The organism is Streptomyces bullii (genome assembly GCF_042657145.1).
Taxonomy (GTDB): domain Bacteria; phylum Actinomycetota; class Actinomycetes; order Streptomycetales; family Streptomycetaceae; genus Streptomyces; species Streptomyces bullii.
The window spans coordinates 212,704-224,587 of record NZ_JBHSNY010000012.1; the positions used below are offsets into that span (position 1 = coordinate 212,704).

At 68.0% G+C, this 11,884-nt stretch carries 17 protein-coding genes; 16 read left to right on the forward strand and 1 reads right to left on the reverse strand.

Going from position 1 to position 11,884, the window contains the following annotated elements:
• The first annotated feature begins 75 nt into the window (after nt 1-75).
• From rpsH to truA, 16 genes are all read left to right on the forward strand, one after another.
• Entirely contained in the window at nt 76-474 is a 399-nt protein-coding gene (rpsH, locus tag ACFPZJ_RS31700; protein WP_344599540.1) for a 30S ribosomal protein S8, read from the forward strand.
• A gap of 23 nt (nt 475-497) precedes the next feature.
• Complete coding sequence (rplF, locus tag ACFPZJ_RS31705; protein ID WP_381028815.1) at nt 498-1,037, forward strand: 50S ribosomal protein L6; 540 nt, start codon at nt 498-500, stop codon at nt 1,035-1,037.
• Nucleotides 1,038-1,040: 3 nt separating this feature from the next.
• A complete protein-coding gene (gene rplR / locus ACFPZJ_RS31710) occupies nt 1,041-1,421 on the forward strand; it encodes a 50S ribosomal protein L18 (protein WP_019753098.1) in 381 nt (126 codons plus the stop codon).
• A gap of 41 nt (nt 1,422-1,462) precedes the next feature.
• Nucleotides 1,463-2,068, forward strand: coding sequence for a 30S ribosomal protein S5 (gene rpsE, locus ACFPZJ_RS31715; protein WP_009190144.1), 606 nt, complete (start codon nt 1,463-1,465; stop codon nt 2,066-2,068).
• A gap of 2 nt (nt 2,069-2,070) precedes the next feature.
• Nucleotides 2,071-2,253, forward strand: coding sequence for a 50S ribosomal protein L30 (rpmD, locus tag ACFPZJ_RS31720; protein WP_073951480.1), 183 nt, complete (start codon nt 2,071-2,073; stop codon nt 2,251-2,253).
• Nucleotides 2,254-2,255: 2 nt separating this feature from the next.
• A complete protein-coding gene (gene rplO, locus ACFPZJ_RS31725; RefSeq protein WP_381028817.1) occupies nt 2,256-2,711 on the forward strand; it encodes a 50S ribosomal protein L15 in 456 nt (151 codons plus the stop codon).
• A gap of 512 nt (nt 2,712-3,223) precedes the next feature.
• On the forward strand, nt 3,224-4,537 hold the full coding sequence (gene secY, locus ACFPZJ_RS31730; protein ID WP_381028820.1) for a preprotein translocase subunit SecY: 1,314 nt from the start codon (nt 3,224-3,226) through the stop codon (nt 4,535-4,537).
• Nucleotides 4,537-5,199 (forward strand): adenylate kinase, encoded by a 663-nt coding sequence (locus tag ACFPZJ_RS31735; RefSeq protein ID WP_381028822.1) that lies wholly within the window; start codon nt 4,537-4,539, stop codon nt 5,197-5,199. Before secY ends, ACFPZJ_RS31735 begins: the two co-directional genes overlap by 1 nt.
• Before the next feature lie 148 nt (nt 5,200-5,347).
• Entirely contained in the window at nt 5,348-6,184 is an 837-nt protein-coding gene (gene map, locus ACFPZJ_RS31740; protein ID WP_381028825.1) for a type I methionyl aminopeptidase, read from the forward strand.
• Nucleotides 6,185-6,334: 150 nt separating this feature from the next.
• Nucleotides 6,335-6,556, forward strand: a complete 222-nt coding sequence (gene infA, locus ACFPZJ_RS31745) for a translation initiation factor IF-1 (protein WP_003948620.1) — start codon at nt 6,335-6,337, stop codon at nt 6,554-6,556.
• A gap of 61 nt (nt 6,557-6,617) precedes the next feature.
• The gene (rpmJ, locus tag ACFPZJ_RS31750; protein ID WP_003998809.1) at nt 6,618-6,731 is read left to right on the forward strand and encodes a 50S ribosomal protein L36; all 114 of its coding nucleotides are present in this window, start codon (nt 6,618-6,620) and stop codon (nt 6,729-6,731) included.
• Nucleotides 6,732-6,919: 188 nt separating this feature from the next.
• Entirely contained in the window at nt 6,920-7,300 is a 381-nt protein-coding gene (gene rpsM / locus ACFPZJ_RS31755; RefSeq protein WP_381028827.1) for a 30S ribosomal protein S13, read from the forward strand.
• Between the two features lie 64 nt (nt 7,301-7,364).
• Nucleotides 7,365-7,769 (forward strand): 30S ribosomal protein S11, encoded by a 405-nt coding sequence (gene rpsK, locus ACFPZJ_RS31760; RefSeq protein WP_003956432.1) that lies wholly within the window; start codon nt 7,365-7,367, stop codon nt 7,767-7,769.
• A 155-nt stretch (nt 7,770-7,924) separates the two neighbouring features.
• Nucleotides 7,925-8,947 carry a DNA-directed RNA polymerase subunit alpha gene (locus tag ACFPZJ_RS31765; RefSeq protein ID WP_356859813.1) on the forward strand — a complete coding sequence of 341 codons (1,023 nt, stop codon included), beginning with the start codon at nt 7,925-7,927 and terminating at the stop codon, nt 8,945-8,947.
• 138 nt (nt 8,948-9,085) lie between these two features.
• On the forward strand, nt 9,086-9,598 hold the full coding sequence (gene rplQ / locus ACFPZJ_RS31770) for a 50S ribosomal protein L17 (RefSeq protein WP_381028829.1): 513 nt from the start codon (nt 9,086-9,088) through the stop codon (nt 9,596-9,598).
• Nucleotides 9,599-9,671: 73 nt separating this feature from the next.
• Nucleotides 9,672-10,526, forward strand: coding sequence for a tRNA pseudouridine(38-40) synthase TruA (gene truA, locus ACFPZJ_RS31775; RefSeq protein ID WP_381028832.1), 855 nt, complete (start codon nt 9,672-9,674; stop codon nt 10,524-10,526).
• Between the two features lie 433 nt (nt 10,527-10,959).
• Here truA and ACFPZJ_RS31780 read toward each other — a convergent pair whose 3' ends face one another.
• Nucleotides 10,960-11,838 (reverse strand): hypothetical protein, encoded by an 879-nt coding sequence (locus ACFPZJ_RS31780; protein WP_381028835.1) that lies wholly within the window; start codon nt 11,836-11,838, stop codon nt 10,960-10,962.
• Nucleotides 11,839-11,884: the final 46 nt, after the last annotated feature.

Sequence of the window (11,884 nt, forward strand, 5' to 3'; positions counted from 1 at the left end):
CACCCGTCCCGTCTCGGATCGGGGAGAGGGATGGCGCACCAGGAAACCCCGGCGAGAGAGGCCGAAGGCCAATTCATGACCATGACTGATCCGATCGCAGACATGCTGACGCGTCTGCGGAACGCGAACGCGGCTTACCACGACTCCGTGTCGATGCCGCACTCCAAGATCAAGTCGCACATCGCGGAGATCCTCCAGCAGGAGGGCTTCATCACGGGCTGGCGCGTCGAGGACGCCGAGGTCGGCAAGAACCTCGTCCTCGAGCTGAAGTTCGGCCCGAACCGTGAGCGCTCCATCGCGGGCATCAAGCGGATCTCCAAGCCCGGTCTCCGGGTGTACGCGAAGTCCACCAACCTGCCGAAGGTTCTCGGCGGCCTGGGCGTGGCCATCATCTCCACGTCCCACGGTCTGCTGACCGACAAGCAGGCGCAGAAGAAGGGCGTGGGTGGGGAAGTCCTCGCCTACGTCTGGTAATTCGGGAACGGAGGAGAGACACAATGTCGCGTATCGGCAAGCTCCCCATCCCGGTTCCCGCCGGCGTGGACGTCACCATCGACGGCCGTACGGTGCAGGTCAAGGGCCCCAAGGGCGAACTGACCCACACCGTCGTCGCGCCGATCGAGATCGCTAAGGGCGACGACGGCACCCTCCAGGTGACCCGCCCGAACGACGAGCGGCAGAGCAAGGCCCTGCACGGCCTGTCCCGCACGCTGGTGGCGAACATGATCACCGGTGTGACCCAGGGATACGTCAAGAAGCTCGAGATCAGCGGTGTCGGTTACCGCGTCCAGGCCAAGGGCTCCAACCTGGAGTTCTCCCTGGGCTACAGCCACCCGATCCTGGTCGAGGCGCCCGAGGGCATCACCTTCAAGGTGGAGACCCCGACCCGTTTCTCGGTCGAGGGCATCGACAAGCAGAAGGTCGGCGAGGTTGCGGCCAACATCCGCAAGCTGCGCAAGCCTGACCCGTACAAGGCCAAGGGCGTCAAGTACGAGGGCGAAGTCATCCGCCGCAAGGTCGGAAAGGCGGGTAAGTAAGCCATGGCATACGGGCAGAAGATCCTGAAGGGCGACGCCTACAAGCGCGCCGCGATCAAGCGCCGTCACATCCGGATCCGCAAGCGGATCAACGGTACGGCGGAGCGCCCCCGTCTGGTCGTGACCCGCTCCAACCGCCACATCGTGGCGCAGGTGATCGACGACCTGAAGGGCCACACCCTGGCGTCGGCGTCCTCGCTGGACGCGTCGATCCGCGGTGCCGAGGACAAGTCCTCGCAGGCCAAGAAGGTCGGCGCCCTGGTCGCCGAGCGTGCCAAGGCCGCCGGTGTCGAGGCCGTCGTGTTCGACCGTGGTGGCAACCAGTACGCCGGGCGCATCGCCGCCCTGGCGGACGCCGCCCGCGAGGCCGGGCTCAAGTTCTGAGCCGGTTCCGTAGCTAGCGGAAACAGAGAGAGGTAATTCCAATGGCTGGACCCCAGCGCCGCGGTGGCGGTGCCGGTGGCGGCGAGCGGCGGGACCGGAAGGGCCGTGACGGCGGCGCTGCTGCCGCCGAGAAGACCGCGTACGTTGAGCGCGTCGTCGCGATCAACCGCGTCGCCAAGGTTGTGAAGGGTGGTCGTCGCTTCAGCTTCACCGCGCTGGTCGTGGTGGGCGACGGTGACGGCACCGTGGGTGTCGGATACGGCAAGGCCAAGGAGGTGCCGGCCGCCATCGCCAAGGGCGTTGAGGAGGCCAAGAAGCACTTCTTCAAGGTCCCCCGGATCCAGGGCACCATCCCGCACCCGATCCAGGGTGAGAAGGCGGCCGGCGTCGTGCTGCTCAAGCCCGCGTCGCCCGGTACCGGTGTGATCGCCGGTGGTCCGGTGCGCGCCGTGCTCGAGTGCGCCGGTATCCACGACGTGCTGTCGAAGTCGCTCGGCTCCGACAACGCCATCAACATCGTGCACGCGACCGTGGAGGCCCTGAAGGGTCTGCAGCGTCCCGAGGAGATCGCGGCCCGCCGTGGTCTTCCCCTGGAGGACGTCGCTCCCGCGGCTCTGCTGCGTGCGCGTGCCGGGGCGGGTGCGTAATCATGGCGCAGCTCAAGATCACGCAGGTCAAGTCCTACATCGGCAGCAAGCAGAACCACCGTGACACCCTGCGTACGCTCGGGCTCAAGAAGCTCGGCGACGTGGTCGTCAAGGAGGACCGCCCCGAGTTCCGCGGCATGGTGCACACCGTCCGCCACCTCGTGACGGTCGAGGAGGTCGACTGATCATGGCGGAGAACAACCCGCTGAAGATCCACAACCTCCGTCCCGCCCCCGGCGCCAAGACCCCCAAGACCCGTGTCGGTCGTGGTGAGGCGTCGAAGGGTAAGACGGCCGGTCGTGGTACCAAGGGCACCAAGGCCCGCTACCAGGTTCCGGAGCGCTTCGAGGGTGGCCAGATGCCGCTCCACATGCGCCTCCCGAAGCTGAAGGGCTTCAAGAATCCGTTCAAGACCGAGTACCAGGTCGTGAACCTCGACAAGCTGGCCAAGCTCTACCCCGAGGGTGGCGAGGTCACGGTCGAGGACCTGGTGGCCAAGGGCGCCGTTCGCAAGAACAGCCTGGTCAAGGTGCTCGGCGAGGGTGAGATCTCCGTGGCGCTGCAGGTGCAGGTCGACAAGGCCTCCGCCTCCGCCAAGGAGAAGATCGCCGCCGCCGGCGGTTCGGTGACCGAGCTCGTCTGAGCCGGGGCCGATCCCTGACGCGGAAGGCCGGGAGTTCCCACGGGGAGCTCCCGGCCTTTGCGTGTGTCGCGTCGAACCCGGAGTGAACCGGGAGTGACATTCCTTGCGCGGCCCGAGTGATCCCTGTCGCTGACAGAACGGCGGACCCGTCGAAGAATGCCGTGAGGGCGCCCGGAGAGCGCTCTGAGGGCCTCTTGCGCCGCCTGAGGGCCACCGGGGCCGGTGTCAGCGCTTTCGAGGGTGCTGAGCGGGCCTGACAGGAGGTACCCGAGGCTTGCTGAGAAGGGACAGGACGCAGACCGTGTCAAAGGGAGCGCATCGGCTCCGCCGCTGGCCGACAGGGCGGTTTCATGTCGGTGCGGGCTCCGCGTAGGGTAGTCGACACTGTTAGTCTCCCTGATGCCCTGTCGTAGGACCCTGTGCCGGACAGGTCAACAGGAACAGAGAATTCCGTCCTCGCACAACATACCGTCACCTCTCGCGTAGCGAACGCGGGGGTCGCAGGAGGCACCGTGCTCACCGCGTTCGCCCGGGCGTTCAAGACGCCCGACCTGCGCAAGAAGCTGCTCTTCACGCTCGGCATCATCGTGATCTACCGGGTCGGCACCCACATCCCGATCCCGGGCGTCAACTACAAGAACGTGCAGACCTGTATCGACGCCGCCGAGGCCAACTCGGGCCTGTTCGGTCTGGTCAACATGTTCAGCGGCGGCGCACTGCTACAGGTCACGGTCTTCGCGCTGGGCATCATGCCGTACATCACGGCGAGCATCATCCTGCAGCTGCTGACCGTGGTGATCCCGCGCCTGGAAGCCCTGAAGAAGGAGGGCCAGGCCGGCACAGCGAAGATCACGCAGTACACCCGCTACCTGACGGTGGCCCTCGCCGTGCTGCAGGGCACCGGTCTGGTGGCCACCGCCCGCAGCGGCGCCCTGTTCAGCAACTGCCCGGTGGGCAGCCAGATCGTCCCGGACCAGTCGATCTTCGTGACCATCACGATGGTCATCACGATGACCGCCGGCACGGCCCTGGTGATGTGGCTCGGCGAGCTCATCACCGACCGCGGCATCGGCAACGGCATGTCGATCCTGATGTTCATCTCGATCGCCGCCACCTTCCCTGCCGCCCTGTGGGCCATCAAGGAGCAGGGCAGCCTGGCCGGCGGCTGGATCGAGTTCGGCACCGTCATCCTCGTCGGCCTGGTCATGGTCGGCCTGGTCGTCTTCGTCGAGCAGGCCCAGCGCCGCATCCCCGTGCAGTACGCGAAGCGCATGATCGGCCGCCGTTCCTACGGCGGGACGTCCACCTACATCCCGCTCAAGGTCAACCAGGCGGGTGTGATCCCGGTCATCTTCGCGTCGTCGCTGCTCTACATCCCGGCGCTGATCGTCCAGTTCACCAACTCGACCGCGGGATGGGCGACCTGGATCCGCCAGAACCTCGCGGAGACGGACGCGCCGGCGCACATCACGCTCTACTTCTTCCTGATCGTCTTCTTCGCGTTCTTCTACGTGGCCATCTCGTTCAACCCCGAGGAAGTCGCGGACAACATGAAGAAGTATGGTGGCTTCATCCCGGGCATCCGGGCTGGCCGACCGACCGCTGAGTACCTCAGCTACGTGCTCAACCGGATCACCTGGCCGGGTTCGCTGTATCTGGGTCTGATCGCTCTCGTGCCGACGATGGCGTTGGCAGGTTTCGGGGCAAACCAGAACTTCCCGTTCGGCGGGACCAGCATCCTGATCATCGTGGGTGTCGGACTGGAAACCGTGAAGCAGATCGAGAGCCAGCTCCAGCAGCGCAATTACGAAGGGTTCCTCCGCTGATGCGAATCGTCCTCGTGGGGCCGCCGGGTGCCGGCAAGGGTACGCAGGCCACCCGCCTTGCCGAGAAGCTGCGCATCCCGCACATCTCCACCGGCGACCTGTTCCGGGCCAACATCAGTCGGCAGACGGAGCTCGGGAAGCTCGCGAAGTCCTACATGGACGCCGGCAACCTGGTGCCCGACGAGGTCACCATCGCCATGGCCAAGGACCGCATGGAGCAGCCGGACGCCGAGGGCGGGTTCCTGCTGGACGGCTTCCCACGCAACGTCTCCCAGGCCGAGGCCCTGGACGAGCTCCTCGAGACCGAGAGCATCACGCTGGACGCGGTGCTGGACCTGGAGGTCCCCGAGGAGGAGGTCGTCAAGCGGATCGCCGGGCGGCGGATCTGCCGCAAGGACTCCAGCCACGTCTTCCACGTCTCGTACAGCCCGCCGAAGAAGGAGGGCGTCTGCGACGTCTGCGGCGGTGAGCTGTACCAGCGCGACGACGACTCCGAGGAGACCGTGCGGACCCGGCTGGAGGTCTACCACACGCAGACCGAGCCGATCATCGACTACTACAAGGCGCAGGGGCTGGTCGTGACCATCTCCTCGCTGGGCCCGGTGGACGAGGTCACCAAGCGGGCCCTGGAGGCGCTCAAGCGCGAGGACGCCACCCAGTAGCACGCGCGTCACGCAGCCGAAGGCCGCGGTTCCCGATACGGGGACCGCGGCCGCTGTGTGGGGGCCGGTGCGCGCGGCCCGTATCGTTGAAGGCGTCCGTACTCTCTCCGGTCCCGAACGTCCCGGGCCAAGAAAGGCCGTAGCCCCCATGGTGCAGATCAAGACCCCCGAGCAGATCGCCAAGATGCGAGAGGCGGGGCTGGTGGTCGCCGCCATCCACGCGGCCACGCGTGAGGCCGCCGTACCCGGCGCCACCACCAGGGATCTGGACCAGGTCGCCCGCAAGGTGCTCGCCGAGCACAACGCCAAGCCGAACTTCCTCGGCTACGGCGGGTTCCCCGCGACGATCTGCACCTCGGTGAACGAGGTCGTGGTGCACGGCATCCCGTCCGAGGACGTCGTCCTCAAGGACGGCGACATCATCTCCGTCGACTGCGGCGCGATCATCGACGGCTGGCACGGCGACGCGGCCTACACGGCCTTCGTGGGGTCCGGGCACGCCCCGGAGCTGATCGAGCTCTCCCGGGTGACCGAGGAGTCGATGTGGGCCGGCATCGCGGCCATGAAGCAGGGCAACCGGCTCGTCGACATCTCCCGGGCCGTCGAGACGTACATCCGCCGCCAGCCCAAGCCGGGCGGCGGGCGGTACGGGATCATCGAGGACTACGGCGGTCACGGCATCGGCTCCGAGATGCACATGGACCCGCATCTGCTGAACTACGTCGACCGGCGGCGCGGCAAGGGGCCGAAGCTGGTCCCGGGCTTCTGCCTCGCCATCGAGCCCATGGTGTCCCTGGGCACACCGAAGACGGAGGTCCTGGAGGACGACTGGACGGTCGTCACCACGGACGGCACCTGGTCCTCGCACTGGGAGCACTCCGTCGCCCTGACCGAGGACGGGCCGCTGGTGCTGACGGCTCCCGACGGCGGCCGGGCCAAGCTCGCCGAGTACGGCATCACGGCCGCCCCCGACCCTCTCGGTTAAGGATCTCCTGTGTGGGGCAGACTTCCCCGATTCGTGTTTCCGGGTGCGCTGACGTAGACTGACTCGTCGGCTCTTGTGCACCCGCATGTCCGCATGCTCGAAACGGTGCGCGCCGGAGTCGATCAAGGTAGTCGATTCGAAGGGCGAAGCGTGGCCAAGAAGCAAGGTGCCATCGAGATCGAGGGCACTGTCGTCGAGTCTCTGCCGAACGCCATGTTCAAGGTCGAGCTCCAGAACGGCCACCAGGTCCTGGCACACATCAGCGGCAAGATGCGGATGCACTACATCCGTATCCTCCCTGACGACCGGGTCGTGGTGGAGCTGTCTCCGTACGACCTGACGCGTGGCCGGATCGTCTACCGCTACAAGTAGATCTTGCCCGCGCCCCGGTTCTTCCGGGGCGATGGCACTGACCCGGAGAACCTCACATCCCATGAAGGTCAAGCCGAGCGTCAAGAAGATCTGCGACAAGTGCAGGGTGATCCGCCGTCACGGTCGGGTCATGGTCATCTGCGAGAACCCGCGCCACAAGCAGCGCCAGGGCTGACGCACGACCTTCCTCTGCGATTCGCAGGGCTTCGCGCGACGCGAGCTGAATATGTTCATACGCAGGGCCCGAGCCGCAGCCGCGGCTCGACACCCCCGGTTCGGAGGCCGGGGACCCAGTTCGTACCTGATACGGCGGCTGGGAGCCGGTCCTGCGGCAGACCTCCGAAGATCACCAGGAGCCATTGAATGGCACGCGTTTCCGGTGTCGACATCCCGCGCGACAAGCGCGTGGAGATCGCCCTGACCTACGTGTTCGGCATCGGCCGGACCCTCTCCCAGCAGACGCTGGCCGCCACCGGCGTGAACCCGAACACCCGCGTTCGGGACCTCACCGAGGAGCAGCTGGTCGCGATCCGCGAGTACGTCGACAACAACCTCAAGACCGAGGGTGACCTCCGTCGCGAGATCCAGGCCGACATCCGCCGCAAGGTCGAGATCGGCACGTACCAGGGTCTGCGCCACCGCCGCGGCCTGCCCGTCCGTGGTCAGCGCACCAGCACCAACGCCCGCACCCGCAAGGGCCCGCGTCGCGCCATCGCCGGCAAGAAGAAGCCGGGCAAGAAGTAGTCCGCAGCGGACACCTGTCCACGGTCTTCGCTGTAGGACCGACCACCTCCCGTAGGAGTTAGAGATGCCCCCCAAGGGACGTCAGGGCGCTGCCAAGAAGGTGCGCCGCAAGGAAAAGAAGAACGTCGCTCACGGCCACGCGCACATCAAGAGCACGTTCAACAACACGATCGTCTCCATCACGGACCCGTCCGGCAACGTGATCTCCTGGGCCTCCGCCGGCCACGTCGGCTTCAAGGGCTCCCGGAAGTCCACGCCGTTCGCCGCGCAGATGGCCGCCGAGTCGGCCGCCCGCCGCGCCCAGGAGCACGGCATGCGCAAGGTCGACGTCTTCGTCAAGGGCCCGGGCTCCGGTCGTGAGACCGCGATCCGCTCCCTGCAGGCGACCGGCCTCGAGGTCGGCTCCATCCAGGACGTCACGCCGACCCCGCACAACGGCTGCCGTCCGCCGAAGCGCCGCCGCGTCTGACGCAGGGCTGGCTCTTCGCCGCAGGTTTCCGGGCGGTACGGTCCGTACGGGTCGTACCGCCCGTACCCTTGCAGTACCCGTCCCTTCTTCTCGGGGGGCGGCTTGAGTCGGGCGTCATATAGCGGGCGCCCCCGACTGAAGGATCTGATCCACACATGCTGATCGCTCAGCGTCCCTCGTTGACCGAAGAGGTCGTCGACGAGTTCCGCTCCCGGTTCGTGATCGAGCCGCTGGAGCCGGGCTTCGGCTACACCCTCGGCAACTCCCTGCGTCGTACGCTCCTCTCCTCGATCCCGGGTGCGGCGGTCACGTCCATCCGCATCGACGGTGTCCTGCACGAGTTCACCACCGTGCCGGGCGTCAAGGAGGACGTCACCGACCTGATCCTCAACATCAAGCAGCTGGTCGTCTCCTCGGAGCACGACGAGCCGGTCGTGATGTACCTGCGCAAGCAGGGCCCGGGTCTGGTCACCGCCGCCGACATCGCGCCGCCGGCCGGTGTCGAGGTGCACAACCCCGACCTGGTCCTCGCCACGCTCAACGGCAAGGGCAAGCTGGAGATGGAGCTGACCGTCGAGCGCGGTCGCGGCTACGTCTCCGCCGTGCAGAACAAGCAGGTCGGTCAGGAGATCGGCCGCATCCCGGTCGACTCGATCTACTCGCCGGTCCTCAAGGTCACCTACAAGGTCGAGGCCACGCGTGTCGAGCAGCGCACCGACTTCGACAAGCTGATCGTCGACGTCGAGACCAAGCAGGCGATGCGTCCCCGTGACGCCATGGCCTCCGCCGGTAAGACGCTGGTCGAGCTGTTCGGTCTCGCCCGCGAGCTGAACATCGACGCCGAGGGCATCGACATGGGTCCGTCCCCGACGGACGCCGCGCTCGCCGCCGACCTGGCGCTGCCGATCGAGGAGCTGGAGCTCACGGTCCGCTCCTACAACTGCCTCAAGCGCGAGGGCATCCACTCCGTGGGTGAGCTCGTGGCGCGTTCCGAGGCGGACCTGCTCGACATCCGCAACTTCGGTGCGAAGTCGATCGACGAGGTCAAGGCGAAGCTGGCCGGCATGGGCCTGGCCCTGAAGGACAGCCCGCCCGGATTCGACCCGACCGCGGCCGCCGACGCGTTCGGCGCCGACGACGACACGGACTCCGGTTTCGTCGAGACCGAGCAGTACTGAGTCGTTCCCGGGGGTGCGAGCCCCCGGGCCCCGCTCCTCTCCTCATGGGAGGGGCCGGTTGTTGCCGGTGAGCATCCGCTCATCGGGTCCTGACCCCGGTACCTGATACGGCCGGGGCAGATACCAAGGAGACACACCATGCCGAAGCCCACCAAGGGTGCCCGTATGGGCGGCAGCGCCGCGCACGAGAAGCTGATGCTCGCGAACCTCGCGAAGTCGCTCTTCGAGCACGGCCGTATCACCACCACCGAGGCGAAGGCCCGCCGCCTGCGCCCGTACGCGGAGCGTCTGATCACCAAGGCGAAGAAGGGCGACCTTCACAACCGCCGCCAGGTGCTCCAGGTCATCACGGACAAGGGCATCGTCCACACGCTCTTCACCGAGATCGGCCCGCGGTACGAGAACCGTCCGGGTGGCTACACCCGCATCACCAAGATCGGTAACCGCCGTGGCGACAACGCGCCCATGGCCGTCATCGAGCTGGTCGAGGCGCTGACGGTGCAGCAGACGGCGGTCGGCGAGGCCGAGGCCGCCACCAAGCGCGCGGTCAAGGAAGACGCCCTCAAGAAGGACGAGGCCGCCGAGGCCACGTCCGAGGACGCCGCCGAGGCCAAGGCCGACGAGGCTGCCGAGGAGTCCAAGGACGCCTGAGGCACTGCCGAGCGGGGAAGCGGGTCCGTCCTTCGGGGCGGGCCCGCTTTCGCGTACCTGAGAGGATCCAGGGATGAGCGACGAAGTACAGCCCGGGTACGTCCGTATCCGTCTCGACCTCTCCTACGACGGGACCGAGTTCTCCGGGTGGGCCAAGCAGGCCGGAGGGCGGCGGACCGTCCAGGGGGAGATCGAGGACGCGCTGCGTACGGTCACGCGGTCCGGGGAGACGTACGAGCTGACCGTGGCCGGGCGGACCGACGCGGGGGTGCACGCGCGCGGGCAGGTGGCGCATGTCGACCTGCCGCGTGAGGTGTGGGCCGAGCACAGCCAGAAGCTCCTCAAGCGGCTCGCCGGGCGGCTGCCGAGGGATGTGCGCGTGTGGGCCCTGCGGGAGGCGCCTGCCGGCTTCAACGCCCGCTTCTCGGCGGTCTGGCGGCGTTACGCCTACCGCGTCACCGACAACCCGGGCGGGGTCGACCCGCTGCTGCGCCACCATGTCCTGTGGCACGACTGGCCGCTCGACGTCGACGCCATGAACGAGGCGGCGCGCGGGCTGCTCGGTGAGCACGACTTCGCCGCGTACTGCAAGAAGCGCGAGGGGGCCACGACCATCCGGACGCTTCAGGAGCTGAGCCTCGTGCGCGGGGAGGACGGGATCGTGACCGCCACCGTGCGGGCCGACGCCTTCTGCCACAACATGGTGCGCTCGCTCATCGGGGCGCTGCTGTTCGTCGGCGACGGGCACCGTGCGCCGGACTGGCCCGCGAAGGTGCTGGCGGCCGGGGTACGGGACTCCGCGGTGCATGTCGTACGGCCGCACGGGCTGACGCTGGAGGAGGTCGGCTACCCGGCCGACGAGTTGCTCGCGGCGCGCAACAAGGAGGCGCGGAACAGGCGGACGCTGCGGGGGGCGGGCTGCTGCTGAGCGGTTGTCGGGTGCTCGGTGTTGGTGCTGAGCGGTTCGTCGGGTGCTCGGCGTTGCTGCTGGGGTTGTCGGGTGCTCGGCGTCGGTGCCGGGGCGGAGTAGGGGCGCAACCGTGCGCTGCGGGGTGCCTCCCAACGCTCGGCTTCGCCGGAGCGGGGTCCCACCGTCCACCCGTGCCGCCCCAGCGGCACGCATGCCCGTAGCAGCGGCGGATTGGTGAGCGCGGCTCCCTGCGGTGGCGGGTTGGTGGCGCGGTCGTCCGCGGTGTGAGTGGGCGAGCGCGGCTCCGGGCGGCGGTGGGTGTGCGGCACGACTGCCCGCGGCGGCGGTGGGTTCGGGGCGTGGTGGTCCCGGTGCCTGCCGCCGCGGTGGGACTGCCCGCGGCGGCGGTGGATGGGCGAGCGCGGCTTGCCGCGGCAGTGGGCTTGCCGCGCTACTCGTTGGCCGCTGTCGAGGCCTGGGCCTCGCCGCGGCGGTGGATCTGGCGGAAGGTGAACTCTGCCAGGTTGTCGCCGACCGCGAAGACCTTCGTGTCCTGGTCCGTCACGTCCTTGCCGCTGGTGAAGCCGGCGTTGGTGAAGTAGGCGTAGCGGCCGTAGGAGTTGGTGGTCGTGCGGCAGAACCCGGAGTTGCAGAAGGGCTTCACGCCGCCGCCGGAGAGGGACTGGACGAAACTCTTCCGGTCCGCCTGGTCCTTCGCCCTGGCCGCCTGGGCCTCGGTGTCGAAGACCGCCACGCCGACCGTCACCGCGATGCCGTCCTTGGTGTACGTGACGCGGATCAGGCGTGTGCAGTCGTTCGCCGTGAGGATCTTGGGGAGCGTGCCACCGGCCGCCGAGGCGCAGCTGCGGGTGTCGGCCGTCGGGCCCTTCTTGTAGACCGTCTCGCCCATGGTCAGCTGGGTGCCCGGGAAGAGGATCTCCGGGCTGAGCGGCGCCTTGTCCTTCTTCGCGCTGGCGATGAAGTCCCTCGGGTCCAGCGGGGGCGGCGCGCTGGTCGGCGCGAACGACGGTGCCGAGGCGCCGGCCGTCGGAATGTCCGCGGTCGAGGGCAGCTGGGAGGTCGGGTTGTTCGACGCCTGGCTGCTGCCGTTCGCCGAGACGACGGCCACCGCGACGGCGGCCGCGATCCCGACGGTGGCGAGCGCGCCACCGCCGATGAACAGCAGCCGGCGCCGCTTGTTGCGGGCCTCGGACGCCTCAGCGAGCGCCGCCCAGTCCGGCGTCTGGCCACCGTCGCTGGTCCAGGGCTGCTGAGAATGTGGTTTCCAGGGATCCCACTGGGACTGAGGTCCCCCCTGCCCATAACTCATGGGGCGCATCTTAGACGGGTCAAGGGGCGTGCTGTTCCGCCTCATT